Annotated in this window: 13 protein-coding genes; 11 read left to right on the forward strand and 2 right to left on the reverse strand. The window is 64.0% G+C overall.

Annotation, left to right across the window (positions count from 1 at the left end):
- The first annotated feature begins 341 nt into the window (after positions 1–341).
- The 5 genes from NN5_RS11325 to NN5_RS11345 all read left to right on the forward strand — a co-directional run bounded on the left by NN5_RS11325 (position 342) and on the right by NN5_RS11345 (position 7,108).
- On the forward strand, positions 342–641 hold the full coding sequence (locus NN5_RS11325) for a ribbon-helix-helix domain-containing protein (protein WP_013846862.1): 300 nt from the start codon (positions 342–344) through the stop codon (positions 639–641).
- Positions 642–813: 172 nt separating this feature from the next.
- On the forward strand, positions 814–2,964 hold the full coding sequence (locus NN5_RS11330; protein ID WP_021243122.1) for a type IV secretion system DNA-binding domain-containing protein: 2,151 nt from the start codon (positions 814–816) through the stop codon (positions 2,962–2,964).
- Complete coding sequence (gene mobF, locus NN5_RS11335) at positions 2,961–5,954, forward strand: MobF family relaxase (protein ID WP_021243121.1); 2,994 nt, start codon at positions 2,961–2,963, stop codon at positions 5,952–5,954. Before NN5_RS11330 ends, mobF begins: the two co-directional genes overlap by 4 nt.
- Positions 5,955–5,963: 9 nt before the next feature.
- Complete coding sequence (locus NN5_RS11340; protein ID WP_021688151.1) at positions 5,964–6,554, forward strand: restriction endonuclease; 591 nt, start codon at positions 5,964–5,966, stop codon at positions 6,552–6,554.
- Positions 6,551–7,108, forward strand: a complete 558-nt coding sequence (locus tag NN5_RS11345; RefSeq protein WP_021688150.1) for a lytic transglycosylase domain-containing protein — start codon at positions 6,551–6,553, stop codon at positions 7,106–7,108. Before NN5_RS11340 ends, NN5_RS11345 begins: the two co-directional genes overlap by 4 nt.
- A 244-nt stretch (positions 7,109–7,352) precedes the next feature.
- On the opposite strand, the gene NN5_RS27280 is transcribed toward NN5_RS11345, so the two are convergent.
- Entirely contained in the window at positions 7,353–7,916 is a 564-nt protein-coding gene (locus NN5_RS27280) for a GTP-binding protein (protein WP_171905943.1), read from the reverse strand.
- Between NN5_RS27280 and NN5_RS27285 the strand changes: the two genes are divergently transcribed.
- The 5 genes from NN5_RS27285 to NN5_RS11365 all read left to right on the forward strand — a co-directional run bounded on the left by NN5_RS27285 (position 7,857) and on the right by NN5_RS11365 (position 14,222).
- Complete coding sequence (locus NN5_RS27285) at positions 7,857–8,426, forward strand: superoxide dismutase family protein (protein ID WP_373280335.1); 570 nt, start codon at positions 7,857–7,859, stop codon at positions 8,424–8,426. The genes NN5_RS27280 and NN5_RS27285 overlap by 60 nt on opposite strands.
- Positions 8,423–8,599, forward strand: coding sequence for a hypothetical protein (locus NN5_RS25835; RefSeq protein ID WP_021688148.1), 177 nt, complete (start codon positions 8,423–8,425; stop codon positions 8,597–8,599). The genes NN5_RS27285 and NN5_RS25835 overlap by 4 nt, the downstream gene beginning before the upstream one ends.
- A gap of 53 nt (positions 8,600–8,652) precedes the next feature.
- Positions 8,653–9,381, forward strand: a complete 729-nt coding sequence (locus NN5_RS11355; protein ID WP_021243116.1) for a helix-turn-helix transcriptional regulator — start codon at positions 8,653–8,655, stop codon at positions 9,379–9,381.
- Between the two features lie 684 nt (positions 9,382–10,065).
- Complete coding sequence (locus tag NN5_RS26605) at positions 10,066–12,918, forward strand: DUF8426 domain-containing protein (RefSeq protein WP_021688147.1); 2,853 nt, start codon at positions 10,066–10,068, stop codon at positions 12,916–12,918.
- On the forward strand, positions 12,915–14,222 hold the full coding sequence (locus NN5_RS11365; RefSeq protein ID WP_021243114.1) for an McrC family protein: 1,308 nt from the start codon (positions 12,915–12,917) through the stop codon (positions 14,220–14,222). Before NN5_RS26605 ends, NN5_RS11365 begins: the two co-directional genes overlap by 4 nt.
- Positions 14,223–14,502: 280 nt before the next feature.
- Here NN5_RS11365 and NN5_RS11370 read toward each other — a convergent pair whose 3' ends face one another.
- Positions 14,503–15,759: an IS701 family transposase gene (locus tag NN5_RS11370; protein ID WP_021243113.1), complete on the reverse strand. Its 1,257-nt coding sequence runs from the start codon at positions 15,757–15,759 to the stop codon at positions 14,503–14,505.
- Between the two features lie 548 nt (positions 15,760–16,307).
- Between NN5_RS11370 and ppsA the strand changes: the two genes are divergently transcribed.
- Positions 16,308–18,689, forward strand: coding sequence for a phosphoenolpyruvate synthase (gene ppsA / locus NN5_RS11380; RefSeq protein WP_021243110.1), 2,382 nt, complete (start codon positions 16,308–16,310; stop codon positions 18,687–18,689).
- Positions 18,690–18,753 lie beyond the last annotated feature (64 nt).

Raw genomic sequence — 18,753 nt, forward strand, 5'->3', positions numbered from 1 at the left:
GGGTGCGCCCGGCAGCGGTAGGGATGACGCAGCGACGCTGTCGCTGCGGGCAAGCGACGCACGCGCTGCGCGGTTTGTAATGCACCGTACGCACGGGTGCTGTGGCCTGAAACTGCCCTATAATCAATGGTTTCCGTTGGCAGACGCGTCAGCCAGATTTCACGTTATTTGGCTGACGCGTCTGCCGCCTCAGTACTATTGCCCGAAAAAGCCCCGCAATTCCGTCGTTTCCGGCTGGCAGACACGTCCGCCACGCTGATTTTATTGTGATCGTCGCTTGTCTGCGCTATAGTTGCTGTGCGTCGTGACCTCCTTGTCGAAGCTCCAGTCGGAGCATCACCTTGGCAAGGGTCACAATCCGGATCGACGATGCCCTTTACGAGCGGCTGCAGCGCCGTGCCCGTAAAGTCGGCGTCAGCGTCGCCGAACTCCTCCGCCCCGCGATCGACCAGACCGCCGATCCCCGCGGCGGCTACGTCTACACGACGCAGGACGAAATCCTCTCCTGCGTCCTGCAGACGCTCTCTATCCTCGCGGCATCGGTGCGACGCCGGTCGCCCGAGACGCTCGAACAGGGCATGGCCGACGCCAGGGCGCTGCTCCTCGAAAAGGGGCTGCTCTCACCGGACGAACAGCCATGACCCGGCGCGCGGATCCCCACCTCACGGACACATGCCCGGCCTCGCGTTCCCCCTCGGCGGGCTTCCCGTCCGGCCGCGCGATTGCCTGCGATTATTCCCTGCCGGTCAGGGCCATCCCAAATCGGGGGGCATGCCGTAGCGCACCGCCAGCCGTTCGGGGGAGGGGCCGGCCATGAGCATCTTCCGCAACGACACGTTGGGGAGCTGGACGCGGGGCGGGCAGGCGATCGTCCACAATGTCCGCATGACCACCCAGGTCTTTTTCCAGACCGTGCTGGCCGGGCTGATCCTCTGGTTGATGGGGACCGGCTGGTATGCGTTCGAAAAGTCGACCGACTATCAGCGCTTCGTCCTCGCCAAGCTGGTGGAGGCGACCATCAAGGCGGATGCGGCGCCGGGGACCAATGACCCGGTGCTGTTCCGCACCCCCGACGGGCGCCAATACTGGACCTCGGCCGACACCCTCGCCGACTCCGGTGTCGCGAAGCAGGCGCTCCACAAGCTCGAAAAGGACCTCATCCACGGGGCGGCCATTGCCGGTGTGGTCGCCCTCTTCGGACTGGTCAGTGCCTGGTTCTATTTTACCCGAACCGGGAAGGGGCTCGGCTCCAACGAATATCTGCGCGGCGCCCGCTTCGGGACGGCCTCGGAAGTGCGGCGCGCGCTCCGAGGGCAGAAGAAGGGGGCGCTCACAATCGGCGGCGTCGCCGTGCCGGAAGCCTTCGAGCCCGAACATATCCTGCTGGTCGGCGCGCCCGGCACGGGCAAGACCAACCTCATCACCACCATGCTCGAAGGCATCCGCAAGCAGGGTAAGCGGGCGATCGTCTATGACACGGCCGGGAGCTTCGTCGAGAAATTCTATCGCCCCGGCAGGGACATCCTGCTCAACCCGCTCGACAAGCGCACCGACATCTGGAGTCCCTGGGTCGATGTTCCGCGGGAGTATCATTACGACCAGATCGCGGAATCCACGATCCCCGACAAACATGGCGATCCGTTCTGGAGCAAGGCCGCGCGCGGCACGCTGGTCGCGGTCCTGCGCAAGCTCGCGCGGCAGAAGCACACGCTCATCTCGGTCCTGCTTGATCGGGTGCTGCGTTCCCCGCTCGCCGATCTTGCCGCCTATGTGAAGGGCACCGATGCCGCCGCTTTCATCTCCGCCGAGGGGGAGCGCACCTCGGCCGGCGTCCAGGCCGAGCTTGCCTCGGTCATGCGCAGCTTCGCCTATCTCGACGATACCGAGGACGGCTTCTCGATCCGGCGTTGGGTCGAGGACGAGAAGGACGACAGCTGGCTGTTCGTCACCGTCAAGGCCGACCAGCTTCCTTCGCTGCGCCCCCTGATCACGGTCTGGCTCGACATCGCGATCAGCGCGATCATGAGCCTCACGCCCGACCGCGACCGGCGGCTCTATTGCGTCATTGACGAATTGCCGACGCTCCAGAAGCTCCCCAGCCTATCCGACTTCCTCGCCCGTGCGCGCAAATATGGCGGCTGCGGCATATTGGGGTTCCAGTCCTATCCCCAGCTGACCGCGACCTACGGCAAGGAGGATGCGGCGGCCATCACCGGCTACTGCTCGACCTGGGTCGCGCTCCGGGCGAACGATAGCGACACCTCGGAACTTATCTCCAAAAACCTTGGCCGGGTCGAGCAGGTCGAAGCCAACGAGGGGATGAGCTACGGCGTCAATGACATGCGCGACGGGGTGAACCTCAGTCGCATGCAGGTGACCCGCCCGCTGGTTCTGGACACCGAGGTCACCCATCTGCCGAACCTTTCGGGTTTCCTCCGTTTCGGGCGCAATCTCCCCGTCGTCCGTTTCACCGATCGCTTCAATCCGCTGCCTTCGATCGCGGCCGCGTTCGTTGAACGCACCGAGCCCCCCAAAAGGCTGCCGCTCGGCAAGGCCATCATCTCCCAGGCGTGGGCAGAGCGCCGCGCGCGCCAGGCGCGGGAGGAGGCCGCGAGGCGAGGGCAGGGTCCGGGACATCCGGACACGCCGCCGTCTCCCGGAACGGGGCAAGGCGATCTTTTTACCGGCGAGGCCAATCCCCCGCCGGCGCGGGAGCCGACCCAGGAGCCGCCCAGCCTGCCGGATCCCCAGGACGCCGTGCCGCAGGATGAGGTGTTCGGACCCACCGACCACAGCGATTCCGGCATGACGGACGAGGGAGCGCCGATCGACGATCATCCCGACGAGGAGAACAGGGTTGCCACCCCCATCCCCTTGTTGGGGGCGACGCGCGGCACGATCCGTGTGCGGCTCGACAGCCATGGCCGTTCCGAAGGCCCGCGTGAGAAGGCGAAGCCGGCATGATCCATCCTCGCCGCCTCAAGGGGACACCCGCCAATATCGGCCGCTACTATACAATCGGCGACTATTATACCAAGGGCGGCAACGAACCCTCCGAATGGGGCGGCAAGCTCGCCGCCAGCCTCGGCCTGTCCGGGCCTGTCGACCCCAAGCAGTTCGAGGAACTGCTCGCCGGCAAGGTCGGCGACCAGCAGCTCGGTCGCCGGCGCAAGGAAGGCATCCAGCATCATCCCGGCTGGGATTTCACGATCAGCGCGCCCAAGTCGATCTCGATCCTGGCGCTGGTCACGGGCGACGAGCGCATCCTTGCCGCGCACGAGCGGGCGGTCGGGGTTGCGCTTGCCTATGCCGAGGAACATGCCGAGCTGCGCCGCCGGGTGGACGGCGAGATCGTCCACGAGACGACGGGCCGGCTGCTGTTCGCGCGTTTCACCGAATATGCCAGCCGCGAGCACGACCCGCAGCTCCATACCCATGTCGTCATTCTCAACATGACCAACCATCTCAATGGCGACCGCATGTCGAGTCTCGAGACGCGCTCGATGTATGCCGAGCAGCTCGTCATGGGTCAGATCTATCGCAACGAGATTGCCCGCGACGTGCGCGCGCTGGGGCATGAGATCGTGTTCGATCCGCGTAAGGGGCTGTTCGAGGTCGAAGGCATGCCCGGCCAGCTTATCCGTGACTATTCGCAGCGCGCCGAGCAGATCAACGAGCATGCCGCGGAGCACGGGCTTGAGGGACAGGCCCAGCGCCGGATCTCCTTCTTCGCGACCCGAAAGGCCAAGGAGACGATCGGCCTCGATGACCTGCGCGAGCAATGGCGCGTGCGTGCTGAACCCTATCGTGAAGATCTCGACAGGCTCCAGGCCGCGGCGCAGGAGCGGGGTGAACGAACCATCGAGACCGATCCGCGCGTTGCCCGCCGCGCCGCTCTGTTCGGCATCCGCCAGAATGAAACGCGCGAGGCGGTCAACAATATAGGCCGTCTCTATCGCACCGCGCTCGCATCGCATGTCGGTGAGGTCCGCCTGGGCGACGTGCGGCCGCTCTACGATGCGCAGGAGAACAAGGGCAAGCTGCTGGTCACGGTGCGCCAGACCGGCGACCAGCCGCTTCCGCGCGGCCGGACATCGCGCCGGACCGCCAAACTCGAACTCGCACTGTCCGAGCATCTGTCTCTGGCCATGGGCGATGCGAAGCCGGTTGCCACCCGTGAACGGCTGGAAGAGGCTGCGACGGCCGCCAGGCTGAAGCCCGAACAGGCGGCCGCGCTGATCGCCATCGGCAGCGGCACAAACCGGGCGGTCGGCGTGCATGGTGTCGGCGGCGCAGGCAAATCCACCCTGGTCGCCGCGTTGGTCGATGCGACCCGCGACGACTATACCACCGTGGCGCTCGCACCGACCTCTTCGGCGGCGGCGGAACTCGGGCACAAGGCGGGCATCGAATCCCGCACGCTCGCCTCGCTGCTCGCGAGCGGCGGTTATGGCATTACCGACAGGCATATTCTCGCGCTCGACGAGGCGGGCCAGCTCGGCAACCGCCAGGCGCTGCGCGTGCTGGAGATCAGCCGCGCGACCGGCGCGCGTCTCATATTCCTCGGCGACAATAAGCAGACGGGCGCGATCGAGCAGGGCAAGGCCTATTGGCTGCTCCAGCAACTCGGGCTGCCGACTAGCCAGCTCAAGGAGTCGCGGCGCCACCTGACCGACGCGACGCAGGAGGCCGCGGACATGGCGCGCAAGGGCGACTATGCCGCGTCGCTCGCCGCGCTGGATCGCGTGACCACCGGCGACACCGCGGAGAACCTCGCCAAGGCGATGGTCGCCGATTGGACCCGGCTCAAACCGGAGACACGCGACGAAACCAATATCCTGGTCCTCGACAACGCGACCCGTCTGATCGTCAACAGCCATATCCGCGAAGTCCTGAAACGCGAGGGCACCGTCGCGGCCGAAGACCATCGGCTCGAAGTGCTGACCCCGTCCGGCCTGACCGACCAGGAAAAGCAGATGGCGCGCTTCTACAGCGCGGGCCAGGTGCTCAAGTTCACGCGCGACAATCCCGGGCTGGGGATCGCGCGCGACGCCGACTATCGCGTCGTCGGGGTCGGCCGGAACAATCATGGCCGCCAGGTCGTGCGCCTGGTTGACGAGCATGGCCGCCAGATCGAATGGCGTCCGGGCCTCGGCAAGGCGGCGCATGTCAATGTGTTCCTGCCTGAGAAGCGCGACCTTGCCCAGGGCGACCGCATCCAGTGGCGGCTGGTTAACAAGGAACTCGAGGTCAAGAATGCCGAACGCGGCACCGTTCTGGCGCTCGAGGGCAATATCGCGACGATCAGATGGGACCGCGGCGAGCGCGTCCAGCAGGTCGATCTCTCGGCCCACCGGACCTGGGATCATGGGTATTCGGAAACCGTCTATTCGTCGCAGTCCAAGACCTATGACCGCGTCTATGCGCTAGCGCCTGTGGAATCCGGCCTCGTCAACGGTCAGAACTATTACACCGCCATCACTCGCGCCGCCTATGGCGTGAAGCTCTGGACCGAGAGCCAGCAACGTCTCGCGGAAAAGCTCGCCTCGCGATCGGGCGAGAAGACCTCGTCGCTCGAAGGGCTCGGCCGGATCAGGGCCGACAGCCACAAGATGCGGGGACTTCGCCACAAGGACCGGCACGACCGCTCCCGCGAGGAGAATGCCCGCGAGCGCGACGCCCGCAAGGCCGAGCGGGAGCAGCGCGAGCGGAAACGGCAGGGCCGCTCCGAACCCCGCCCGAACAGTCTTGCCGAGATACTCGCCGGCCGCGCGCAGGAGGCTGCTTCGCTGGTCGACCGCTTCCTGCGCGGCACGATCGAACGAGACCGTCAGCACGCACCGGCGGAGCCCGATCGCGGCGGCGCTCGCGAACCTGCCCAACAGTCAGAGGCTAGGCCAGATCCCCAACCGCAGCATGATCATGGCGGTCATGGTGGTGGACATGACCGATAGGAGAGAATGATGGAACAGCTGCTAATCGCGATATTCGGTGCCGCTCTGCTTACCCTGATATACCGCAGCTATCGCATACCGATCACCCATCGCTGGCGACGGCGACAGGCGCGCACGATGTGCGAGCAGTTATGCGGACGCGATCGCGACCAGCCCGCCGCGCTGCATTATGCACGGCTTCGCGCGATGGACCCGCTGGCGTTCGAGGAATTGCTGCTGGAGGCCTTCGAGCGGCGCGGGCACCGCGTGATCCGCAATCGTCGCTATACCGGGGACGGCGGGGTCGATGGCGAAGTCATCATCGATGGCCAGCGCTGGCTGATCCAGGCGAAGCGCTATCGCGACGCCATCAAGCCCGAGCATGTGCGTGAGTTCGCTATGCTCTGCGCCACCCGGAAACGGCGCGGCATGTTTGTCCACACCGGCCGCACCGGCGGGATGAGCCGCACAGTCTGTTCCGGCGCGGACGGCATCGAGATCGTGTCGGGACAGCGATTGCTGGCGCTTCTAACTGGCGGGCCCTTCGAACCCGGCCGCTTCTCGCCGCGGGATCGCGTCGGACGCACACCGTCCAGCTATCGTGATCGGACGCCGCTATGAGCGGTCGTCGACGAGGCCCGAACCGCCAGTCGATGTTCGGCACGGTGCTCGCGGCGATTGCGTTCCTGCCCGCCGCGCTGACGCCCGCGCCTGCGCTGGCGAAACCGGGCGCGCCTGGCGAGGCGGCTGAGATCGCTCGCTGCATTCGCGTCGCCGCGCGCGGCTATGGCTGGCTCGAAAAGACGCTCTGGGGCCTGCGCGAGCAAGAGGCGGGCTGGATCGGCGCAGAGGTCGCCAATACCAACGGAACGCACGATCTCGGGCCACTCCAGATCAACACATGGTGGGTGCCGCGCCTAGCTCGAGTAATCGATAGGCCCGAGCATCAGGTCCGACACTGGCTGCGCTACGACGCCTGCTTCAACGCCGAAGCCGCACGCTGGATTTTCCTCTCCGGGCTGGAGGCGACTGGCAATTATTGGGCGGCGGTCGGCATCTACCACAGTCCCACTGCGTGGCGGCAGCGCAGTTATGCCTCCAAGGTCGCCACCCACATGCGCAAGTTATACGGCAGAGATGTGTTCGCGCCCCGTAGTTCGGAACGAAAGAGGTAGAGTGGATGAGGCCGTGAGCGCGGTCGGCAGTGGCGCCGGACCGGATCGTACACGGCTCCACTGTGCGGCTATGAATGCCCTCGATCCTCCAATGGGCTCGTCCGGCAATCGGGAGGCGTAGAAATAATCAGCATCAGGGCGGGCAGGCTCATGTCACTTTGGTCAGCAACGGGCGCGGACTAGCATATGTTCCTGCCATCCAGCACGGCACCCTGGCCTCCGGCCCGGCCCAAGGGCGCCTGTGTCAGGCGGCCTCGGCCTCGGCGGGCGTCCATGACGGGAATGGATCCCTCAGGCCCATCCAGAGTTCCGGGGTGAACGTGCGGACCGGCATCAGGCATTCATCGAGCCGGGGCCGGATGCGGGCTTCGTCCATGCCGATCCCGATGAACACCAGTTCTTGCCGCCGGTCGCCCCACACATTGTCCCAGTGGGCCGCGACAAACCGCTCGAAGCGATCATCATCGGGCCATTGGTTTTTGGGAATGCTCGCCCACCAGCACCCCATGCGCGAGGTCATCGTCTGCGAGCCAGCAACGGCCAGCTCGCCCACCCACTCGGGCCGCGTCGCCAGCCAGAAATGCCCCTTGGCGCGCACGACATTGTCGAGACCATCCGTAACCAGGAATGCATGGAGCTTCGCTGGGTCAAAGGGTGCGCGCGCACGGTAGACGAAGCTTTCGATGCCATATTCCTCGGTCTCCGGCTGATGGCTGGCGTAGCCGTAGAGCTCCTTGGCCCAGAGCGGATGCTGCGCGGCCTTCTCTTCATCGAACAGCCCGGTGTCGAGAATGGCGTCGAGCGGCACGCGGCCGTGATCGCAGGTCAGGATGCGCGCATCCGCATTGAGCGAGGCGATCAGTTTCTTGACGGTCGCAAGCTGATCCGCGGACACGGCGCTCGCCTTACCGATGCGTCCAAAGGCGCGTTGCTTCGGATCGAGGCGCGCGGCTTGCCGCCGGGTTGGCACGGCGTCCATTTCCACGAGAAGGCGGATTGCGGAGACGCGGCTTTCCAGGGCGCCGGTGGTCATGTCCATTCGGAAAAGCCGATCGTGCATGGATTCCGGGTCGAGGGTGCAAACGATGCCGGCGACCTGCCCAATATCCATGTGCAGGAAGACGGCAGTGTCACGGTCGAGCTCTACTCCACGCTGGTTTCGGCCAGTGGTGCCGATGGTCGACCTGCGCTCAAAGATGCGGACGGGTCGGCGCCGGTAATCCACGCCAATCCTGATGACTATAGGACGCAACCGATCGGGGGGCGCCGGCGAGCGAATCGCCTGTGCGGTCATTCCATAATCATCTTTGTTCAATGACCCGTACCCGCCAGTTCTATGCCGACGCCATGCTGACGATTATCGCCGCTCATTGCCTCGGGACGCTCGATGCGTTTCGCGCCCATCTGGCATCCTTGGCGCAGATTACAGTGCGTTTGCTTTCACCGCTCACATCCGACGCTACCGTCTCGGAGAACCCATTGCACGACTAGTTTCAGGAACGGGTGAGCGGACAAAGAGCCACGCGCCCGACGAGGAGGAAGCCATGTATGTCGGACCGCACCTGCGCAAAGCGCTCTCACGCCTCAACAGGGCATCCTCGATCGAGGCACTGCGCGACGGACTAGCCGATGCCGCGCGGCAGATGGGCTTCCCCTTTGTTGCGCTCGTTCAGCATGGCGGTCTTCCACGGCTGGTCGAGCGTTCTATGGTTGTCACTAACTATCCTGCGGAATTCGTCCAATCCTACATCGAGAACCACTATTTCATCATCGATCCGGTATATGAGGTAAGCTATCAACTCGACCGACCGTTCGGCTGGGACGAGATCACCAACTACGTCGAGCTTGCCGATCACCAGCATGCCCTTTTCGAGGAAGCGCAGGGCTACGGGATCATTCACGGCATCACTGTGCCGCTGCACATACCGAGCGAGACATACGCATCCTGTACCTTTTCCCGCCCGACGCCGATCGCGATCACACCGTCTTTGATGACCACGCTCCAGATCGTCGCAGGCTTCGCGTTCAAGACTGGCCTTTATCTTCATCACGCCATGCAAGGCCGCAATGTTCCTCGGCTTACGCGCCGCGAGGCCGAATGCACTGCGCTGATCGCGCTCGGCAAGACCGACTGGGAGATCGGCGAGATCCTCGGAATTGCTCAGACCTCGGTGCGGTATTTCATATCCAGAGCCAAGCAACGCTACGGTGTTTTCCGGCGCTCCGAGCTCGTCGCTCGCGCTATTGTTGACGCCCAGATACCGATGAACTGACTTATTATCGTTGACCCTATGCGAAGAAGGTCGCAAACCACATGCGTCGGCGGTTTGGTCCGGACGTGTTTGCGGCAAGCTGCGGGAACTTGGTGAAGTAGTTTTGGGCGATGAATACAAGCGGTTGAATAGCTTTCAATGCTGGCCTCCAAGGCTGGGCAGGCAGCCCGTTCGCTGCATCTGCCCTCCGAGGTCAACCCTTTTCAGCGAACACTGGGATCGTACCTAAGGTTGTGCGCTGGCCACCTGCGCTTTGCAGCTTCCACCCCAATTCAGCGATGCATCGTTCGCCGTCCTCCAGCGCCTGCGCGGAAGTGTGGACGGAGTAGTAGCCTGGATGCAGCTTGTGCGGAGACGCAGGCTGCCAGGGTGGCGCCTGAGGCTTGAAACGCGGCTGCCGCGGCGTGAATGATCCGTGAGATACTGACAATGGGCGACCCAAGTGATCGCGGCGCATCCGCGGACGACAAACGCCCTGCTGCTCGCTGGCGCGAGAAATCGTTAGTATCCATCTGCGAGGGGCGCGGTGCCCGCAAAAGAGGTCGGGCGTTTGGTGAACCCTGGGTCAGCGGACTGGTTTCGGCCGCCATTGCGGCACCACATTCGTGGGCGCTTTACGGAATGTGAACAGACGATGCTTAATGGATCGTTGCGGCGTGACAGTCGGGTCTGGCCGGAGGAACAGTGAGAGAGAACGAATTTCGAGCGTGGCTGATGGCCAAGGGCTATGCCGAGCATTCGGTAACCAGCGACATCAGCCGGATGCGCCGGGTCGAGGCGGCGATGCCCGACTATGGCTTGGTCGACCGGGATCTGGACCAGGCCTATGAACGCGACGCGATGGAGGCGCTGCTCGCGGCGCTGCGGCAATCGATCGACGATCTGCCGCACAATACGCCGCCTGCCGTGCTGGTTCCGCGTTCGAACAATTATGATGAGCGGTTGCGAACGGCCTTGCGGGGTGCGGAGGCCTATCGGGAATTTTGCCGGGGCGAGGCGGGGGAAGAGCAGGGAGACGCCGACCGGGTTCGCCGGCATGCGATGGAGCATTATTTTGCGCCGGCGCGCGGGGCGGGCGAGGCCATTGTGGAGATCCCCGTCCGCGAGATCAACGCCGCGCTCGAGCTCAAGAACCACTACAAGAATATCTGCCAGGCCCTTGCCGGTCCCAAGATGCAGGCGCTCGCCGATGTTCCGCCGCCGGTGCGGACGGGCAAGAACGACAGCCCGTTCACGATTTTCCGCTACACGCTGACCCGCTTCGACCGAAGCATGCTTGAGCGCCTGCGGAAGCTGTTCGTCGAGAAGCATCCCGACTTTCGGGATTTCGGCGACAGTGCAAGCTATGCATCGGCCGAGGATAACTACAAGCGCGCGCTTCTCATTCGCGCCGAAGAAATGATGGAGGAACATCGCTCGTCCGACGATGCGGTGCTTGGCGCTGCTCTGCTCGATCTCGCGTCGGGCAAGGCCGGGCTTGAGAGCAACCTGCTCGACTGGCGCGTGGCCAGGATGGTCGCCGATATCCGCGCGAGCGACCCGGGCGTGATGGAAGAGTCCGCTGGCAAGCTGGCGCGCGCGCCCGATGCGATCGCTGCGGTGACCGAATGCGCCGAGCGCATCTGGCCTCATCTCTGCGAGAAATGGACGACAAGCCGGCCTCTGGCGGAAAGCCGCACGATCCCCACGATGATCCGGGCCCTGGTCGATCCACGGGCGATGCTCGGCATTCGCTCGAGACCCACCGACAATGCCGCGCGGATGCTGATGGGCTCCCCCGCTTTTGGCGCCCAGCCTCTCGGTGCGGCGGAACTGGCGGCGGTGCTGGATCTGGCGAGGCGCATCTTCGCGATCATGGAGGAGGAATGGGGCTGGAGGCCGCGCGACCTGTGGGACGTGCAGGGCTTCATCTGGGAAACCTGCCAGGAGCGTTTGCCGCCCGTCGAGGAGAAACCGGCCGATCGGGCTGGAACGAGAAAGAGAATGACCATGCCGACCAACCTCATCCTCTACGGCCCTCCGGGGACGGGCAAGACCTATGAGACTGCGCGGGAGGCCGTGCGCCTGTGCGGTGAGGCGGTCCCGGAGGACCGTGACGAGCTGATGTCGCTTTATCGCGCACTGAGCCAGAAGGGCCGCATCGAGTTCGTCACCTTCCATCAGAATTTCAGCTACGAGGATTTCGTCGAAGGCCTGCGTCCCGTGTCGGGCGAGGGCGAGGATGGCGCCGATGCGCCCGCCGGCTTCAGCCTTCAGCCCCAGGACGGGATCTTCAAGCGGATCGCCGATGTTGCCGGGAGCAACCGCGGCAAGGTGGGGCAGGGCGACCGGGCCGTAATCGATCGCAGCCGCAAGGTGTTCAAGATGTCGCTCGGCCGGAGCTGGTCGTCACGTGACGACCTCATCTACCAGGAAGCCATTCGCGAGGGCTATGTGGTCCTCGGCTGGGGCGGCGACGTCGACTGGTCCGATCCGCGCTACGATCAATGGGACGCGATCAAGGAGCGGTGGCGGCAGGATCATCCCGACGCCAGCGGCAACGACCCGAACATGTCGCAGATGTTCACCTTCCGCATCAACATGGAGATCGGATCGCTGGTCGTCGTCTCCGACGGCAACCGCAAGTTCCGTGCGATCGGCGAAGTCACCGGACCCTATCGGTTCGTGCCCGGCGTGAACGGCGAATACAACCATCGCCGGGCGGTTCGCTGGCTCTGGCACAGCGACGAAAGCCTGCCCCGCGAGCAGGTCTACAATAAGGAGCTGAGCCAGGTCTCGGTCTACCAGATGGACAGCCGTCATGTGAATTGGGACGGTCTTGAACAGACGGTGGCGACCGGCGACGACGGGAGCGGGACGGGGACGCCCGAAGGCCATGTCCTGATCATCGACGAGATCAACCGCGCCAACATCTCCAAGGTGTTCGGAGAGCTGATCACGCTGATCGAACCCGACAAGCGGCTCGGCATGGGCAATGGCCTGACCGTCCGCCTGCCTTACTCCAAGGCCCCGTTCGGGGTGCCGGCCAACCTGCACATCCTTGGCACGATGAACACGGCGGACCGGTCCATCGCCTTGCTCGACACCGCGCTGCGTCGGCGCTTCACCTTCCGGGAGGTCGCGCCAGACCCCGAACTGCTCGTGGACGCGGAGGGGCGTTCCGCCGTGCCGCTTCGGGAGGCTCTCGAAACCATCAACGAGCGGATCGAATATCTGGTCGATCGCGAGCATCGCATCGGCCACGCCTTCTTCATGCATTGCGCGTCGCGCACCGATGTCGACGCGGTCATGCGCGACAAGATCATTCCATTGCTCCAGGAGTATTTCTTCGAGGACTGGGGACGGATCCATGCGGTGCTCGGGAGTGGCTTCATCGGTCAGCGCGTGCTGAAGGCGCCGCCGGGAATCGACGGGCTGGAGCGCAAGAGCTGGTTCGTGCGCGTGCCCTTCGCAGACGATGCCTATGAGGCGCTGGTCGGGAAGGTTGCCGCGGCACAGGACGGCGTGGCCGATAATCCGGCACCGCAAACGGCGTGACGCATCTTGCGGTTCCCGAATGGGGCCGGGCGCCGGTTGGCCCGCAAGGTTTCTCCGTCGCGCAGGCCGAGGCGCTTGTCGCCGCGGCGAGGGGGCATCCGCTTGGCGGCGCGGATGGATCGGGGATCGTCTCCGACCATCGTCATTACCTGCAGGCCCGCCAGATGGTCGGAGTGCTTGCCGCGCCGGGATGCAGCCTCGAAATCCTGCCCAAGGTCGATCCCGACGCGCCGCACGAGGACATGCCCACGGTCCGCCGGCGGCTGGTCGCGCTCCTCGACCTCGCCCTGGGTCTCGACATCGGCGCCGGCGCCGCGACGGCGATGGGGTGGGGGGCCGGGAATCTGCTCGAGATTCTCATCAGGATATTCGCCGACCGGCTCCTTGTCGAAACCCGGCGAGGCCTCCCGCGGCGCTATCTGCCGCATGAGGACGATCTGTCGGCGTTGCGGGGGCGTCTCGATGTCACCCGGCAGTTCACGCATCATGCGGTCCGGCCCGATCGGCTCGCCTGCCGGTACGATCAGCTCTCGAGCGATCTTCCGCTGCTGCAGGTCATGAAAGCGGCCGTGCTTGCGCTGCGCCGGCTGAGCCGCGCGCCCGACACCCAGCGGCTGCTGGATGAGCTTCGTTTCGTGCTCGCCGGCGTCTCCGATATCCCCCTGTCGTCATTGCCGTGGGATCGGGTCAGTATAGATCGGACCAACCGGCGCTGGGAGAGCCTGTTCGCCCTCGCCCGTCTGCTTGTGAGGCGCGACTGGCAATCGACCTCGGCGAGCGCCGGCGGCGGGGAGGGTGTTGCGCTGCTGTTCGCGATGAACGACCTGTTCGAAGCTGCGGTCGCCGCGCTGCTTCGCCAGGATCTTGCCGGCAGCGGCATCGATGTCGTCGCGCAGGGCGGCCTGCGCTATTGCCTGGGCGACTGGCGTGGGGACGAGGATTGCACGGGGCACCTGTTCCAGACGCGGCCCGACATCCTGCTGCGCCGGGACGGCGAGGTGGTGGCCATCGTCGATACCAAGTGGAAGTCTCTGAGCGGAGATCCGCTCGATCGCCGCAAGGGCGTCGGCCAGGCCGATGTCTACCAGATGATGGCCTATGCGCGGCTCTACCGCTGCGACCGCCTGATGCTCCTCTATCCCGCGCGTCCGGGATCGGGAGGCGCCGTGGTGCGGGAGTTCGGTATGGATGGCGGCAGGGAATTACTCGTGTTGGGGCAGGTCGATATGTCGGGCAGCCTGGATGACGCACGAACCGGGCTTTCCGGGTTGGTTGCTGGGATGCTTTCGCCTTTGGCGACGTGACCATCGGCGCCGTCACAAATCTGGTCGGGCTTGCGTCAGTGTACTCCTTCGATGGGGCTGGCGGACTTGCACAGCTTGGCAGGCTTGGTGGACGGCCTGTGATCTGCTGATCGGTGAAACTGACGACAGGCAGGCAATGGCGCGATAGGGTGGCCACGAGGAGGGACAATGTTTCATGGAAATGTCAGCCTAGCACTACTTTGGCAGAATTGCAGGATGTGCAGTTGCCAGGCATCCTCCGCAATGAGGGCAATGGCGCGGCGGCGCGCGCGATAAGCGGTCAAGGATAGCTTGGCGTACAGCCGGTAGGCTCGGCTGAGGGGGCGGACCGGAGACTCTTTTTTTTCCGCCCCGTCTGAGCGAGCCTTCGTGTTTGCAGGAAGGCATAGGCGATCATTGTCATGAGCGCATGGCGATGCAGCCCGGTCCACGAGCGGCCCTCGAAATGGTCGAGACCAAGTTCTTCCTTGAGTTGCTGATGCGCCTGTTCGCAGACCCAGCGCGCCTTGATGGCGCCGGCGACATCTTTGGCTGGCGTGTCGGCGGGAAGGTTGGAAAGATAGTATTTTCGCTCGCCGCTGGAGCGATGCTCGCCCACCAGCCAAGCCTCTTCGCCTGGCATGTGCTGTGCGCCAGCAGCACCGATCCGCTGTGGCGCGCCATCAGCGATCCGCACGCGCATGACAGCGAAGCGGGCGCTCAGACGGCCTTTGGTTCCGCGGCGCCAACTGATCTTCCGCCACTTCGCCTCCTCCAGCATGGTATGGGCGGCCAGGGATTTGACGTCGGGTACGTGCCGGACACGCGGTCGTCCACGTCCCGCCACCGGGAAGATCAACTGCACGTCTGAGGGATAGACCTTCTGGTGGCGGGGGATGCCGACCGCCCAGCAGAGGCCCCGTGCGCTGAGCGCCTGCCGGAACGGTGCGGACAGGCCATAACCGGCATCGGCCAGGACGCAGCCAAAGCGCACGCCGGCAGCGATGATGCGGTCGATCTCCTCAATCGCGATGTCAGGCTTTGTGCGATAGGCCCGAAATGCTTCGGGCACAGCCGCCTTGGCCATCCGTGCAGTGTCGCTGGTCCAGCTTTCCGGCAGGAACAGCCGCAAACCCAGCATGACCGGAACTTCTCCCGAGGCCAACGTCACCGATACCAAGGTCTGGCAGTTGGCGTTCTTGCCCAACACCGTGGCGTATTGCGGCGCGACACCGACCGAGGCCTTGCCCTTCTTGGGTAGCGCTGTGTCGTCGATGATAAGCCAGGCCTTGTCGCCGCCGACCAGCTCATCAGCCTGTCGCCACAACGTCGCCTCCAGCGGCGCGCTGTCCCAGATCCCTGCTCCGACGAAATGGTGTAGCCGGTCATAGCTGAGCGCGTCGATGCGTGCTGCCATCGGCTGGATACTCTTGCGATCGCCCGGGCCTATCAATCCGGCGATATAAGCCGGACACATCCGCCGCCGCGTCTTGTTGGCCAGAGCCTGCAAATACGGCTCAAGCCACTGTTCGAGGTCCCGCCGCCAATCCTCTTCCATCGCCAGCCTCCACAAAAGCTGGCTCCCTATGAATCACGCATTCCTCCGAAGGGGAATCCCAAAAATTACACTTCTGCCAAAGTAGTGCTAGAGATCGCGCGAGCCCTGAAGGTTCTGCGCAGGCGCATCGAAGCGGCGCAGATCCCCTCATCGAATCTCGATGAGACGCTCAACATCGCCACCTGGAATAACCGCAGAACTATGTCCTGTATGATCTCGGCAAGCCGATTCTTGAGATATTCTTGAGATAAAGCGGCTGCGATATTGAGAGACTGGGCGATCAATTGAAAACATTTGGGATGAGTATGACGCCCGCGCCCGCAGCGGAATGATCATGCATTTGTGTTGCCCATGACCTGCTCTCGATCTTGGGCCATCCGGCCGGAGCTGATCCGGTCAATCTGATGATCGAGCTGAAGTCCATCGATACACTCAGGAGCCTTACGTAGTGACGTTGCCAGTCGGCGCGGTGATGGTGACCACAAAAGAGGTGGCTGGGTGAAACCTTGAGGCGGCCTCTGGCACCTTACGCAAGCTGGAGATGAGCTATGTCCAAGCCGATGATTTTGTGGTTCGAAGACATCGGTATCGCTGATGTGCCGGCCGTAGGCGGCAAGAACGCGTCTTTAGGCGAGATGACCGCGGCCCTCGCTCAGAAGGGCGTGAAGGTGCCCTCTGGCTTTGCCACCACTGCGGACGCTTACAGGGCGTTCGTTCACGACAATGAGCTTGCACCCCGCATTACGGAACATCTCTCCGCCTTCCACTCCGGCGGATGCACCCTTCAGGAAGCGGGGCAGGCTATAAGGAGTCTGTTTCTGGAAGCGGAAATGCCCTCCCATATCGCCGAGGAGATTGTGTCCGCTTATGCGGAACTTGGCCGGCGTACCGGCACAGAGCGTCCCGCCGTTGCCGTGCGCAGCAGCGCGACCGCCGAAGATCTGCCGGATGCGAGCTTCGCGGGCCAGCAGGAAACCTTCCTCAATGTCCGGGGCCGGGCCGCACTTCTGGCGGCCTGTCGTCGATGCTTCGCCTCGCTGTTCACCGATCGCGCGATCAGTTACCGCGATGCGAAAGGCTTCGATCATCTCGAGGTTGCGCTGTCGATCGGCATTCAGCAGATGGTCCGTTCGGACCTGTGCGGATCGGGCGTCATGTTCTCGATCGATACCGAAACCGGCTTTCCAAATGCTATCGTCATCAGCGCCGCCTGGGGGCTGGGTGAGACCGTCGTCCAGGGGAGCGTAAACCCGGACAGATATGTCGTATTCAAACCGCTTCTCGCGCAGCCGGGGACCGAACCGATCATCGACAAGGAGTTGGGCGGCAAGGCGTTCCGCATGGTCTATGGGGAAGGCGGAAGCCACCGTACGAGGATCGTCGAGACAACCGAGCAGGAGCGTCAGAGCTTCGTTCTCGATAACAGCGATATCGTCCAGCTCGCCCGGTGGGCCGTGGCGATCGAGGACCATTACCAGCGTCCCATGGACATGGAATGGGCGAAGGACGGCGAGACTGGTGAACTCTACATCGTCCAGGCACGCCCCGAAACGGTTCAGGCCCAGGCCAGCACCTCGACATTCCGGCATTACCGCCTCAAGGAGAAAGGCGACCCGCTATTGACGGGCGCGGCGGTGGGAACAGCCATCGCTGCTGGCAAGGCTTGTGTCATCCGGACCGCCGCCGACATCGCCCAGTTCCGGGACGGGTCTATTCTCATCACTGAGACGACCGACCCCGATTGGGTTCCGGTCATGAAACGCGCGGCGGGGATCGTGACCAATCATGGCGGCACCACCAGCCACGCCGCCATCGTCAGCCGCGAACTCGGTGTTCCCGCAATCGTCGGCACCGGAAACGCGACCGAGATCATTGCCGAGAACAGCGAGATCACGATCAGCTGCGCTAACGGTGACGTCGGAACAATCTACGCCAGCATACTCGATTTTTCCGTGACGGACGTGGATATCGGCTCCCTGCCGGCCACCCGGACGGACATCATGGTCAATATCGCGAACCCGGCGGCGGCATTCCAGTGGTGGCGGCTTCCTGCCCGAGGGGTCGGCCTTGCGCGCATGGAGTTCATCATCAACGCGCATATCAAGGTGCATCCGATGGCACTGGTTCACCCGGATCGCGTGAGCGCTGAAGCTCAGCGGCAAATACGCGATCTGACCAAGGGGTATTCCGACCCATCGGAGTTTTTTGTCGATGTCCTCGCGCGCGGCATCGCGAAGCTTGCAAGTCCCTATTACCCGCACCCCGCCATCGTGCGCCTGAGCGATTTCAAAACGAACGAATATGCGCACCTTGTGGGCGGCGACGCCTTCGAGCCGGATGAGGAGAATCCGATGCTCGGCTTCCGCGGCGCCTCGCGCTATTACGATGAACGGTATCGCGAAGGCTTCGCTCTCGAATGCCGCGCGCTCAAGCGGGTCCGGGAGGAACTGGGCTTCTCGAACGTCATCGTCATGGTCCCCTTCTGCCGCACGCCGGCCGAGGCGGATCGCGTGCTCGAAGCGATGGCCGAGAACGGTTTGCGCCGCGGGGAGAATGGGCTGCAAATCTACATGATGTGCGAGATACCCTCGAACGTCATTCTCGCCGAGCAGTTCGCTACGCGCTTCGACGGATTTTCCATCGGCTCCAACGACCTCACCCAGCTTGTGTTGGGTGTCGACCGCGATTCCGGGATTCTGGCCAATCTCTTCGATGAAAGAGACGAAGCCGTCACCCGCATGATCTCGGAAGCCATTCGCAACGCGCACGCGGCGGGCATCAAGATCGGCATATGCGGCCAGGGGCCGAGCAACCATCCGGACTTTGCGGCGTTCCTGGTTTCGGAGGGTATCGATTCCATGTCGCTCAATCCCGACAGCTTCGTGCGAACGATCAAGGCCGTCGCGGAGGCGGAGGGACAGTCGGGCTGAGCGCCGGGTGAAATGACACTGATGCGAGGTACAGGAAATTGCGTCTACCGGTGATGATCCGCCT

This window comes from Novosphingobium naphthalenivorans NBRC 102051, assembly GCF_001590985.1.
In the GTDB taxonomy this organism is placed as follows: Bacteria; Pseudomonadota; Alphaproteobacteria; order Sphingomonadales; family Sphingomonadaceae; genus Novosphingobium; species Novosphingobium naphthalenivorans.

What these genes read in the sequence shown, in the direction of transcription:
- ppsA (WP_021243110.1), top strand. Translation starts at nt 16,308, where the DNA reads ATGTCCAAGCCGATGATTTTGTGGTTCGAAGACATCGGTATCGCTGAT.
- NN5_RS11345 (WP_021688150.1), top strand. Translation starts at nt 6,551, where the DNA reads ATGAGCGGTCGTCGACGAGGCCCGAACCGCCAGTCGATGTTCGGCACG.
- NN5_RS11330 (WP_021243122.1), top strand. Translation starts at nt 814, where the DNA reads ATGAGCATCTTCCGCAACGACACGTTGGGGAGCTGGACGCGGGGCGGG.
- NN5_RS27285 (WP_373280335.1), top strand. Translation starts at nt 7,857, where the DNA reads ATGCTGCGCGGCCTTCTCTTCATCGAACAGCCCGGTGTCGAGAATGGC.
- NN5_RS11355 (WP_021243116.1), top strand. Translation starts at nt 8,653, where the DNA reads ATGTATGTCGGACCGCACCTGCGCAAAGCGCTCTCACGCCTCAACAGG.
- mobF (WP_021243121.1), top strand. Translation starts at nt 2,961, where the DNA reads ATGATCCATCCTCGCCGCCTCAAGGGGACACCCGCCAATATCGGCCGC.
- NN5_RS25835 (WP_021688148.1), top strand. Translation starts at nt 8,423, where the DNA reads ATGACCCGTACCCGCCAGTTCTATGCCGACGCCATGCTGACGATTATC.
- NN5_RS11340 (WP_021688151.1), top strand. Translation starts at nt 5,964, where the DNA reads ATGGAACAGCTGCTAATCGCGATATTCGGTGCCGCTCTGCTTACCCTG.
- NN5_RS11370 (WP_021243113.1), bottom strand. Translation starts at nt 15,759, where the DNA reads ATGGAAGAGGATTGGCGGCGGGACCTCGAACAGTGGCTTGAGCCGTAT.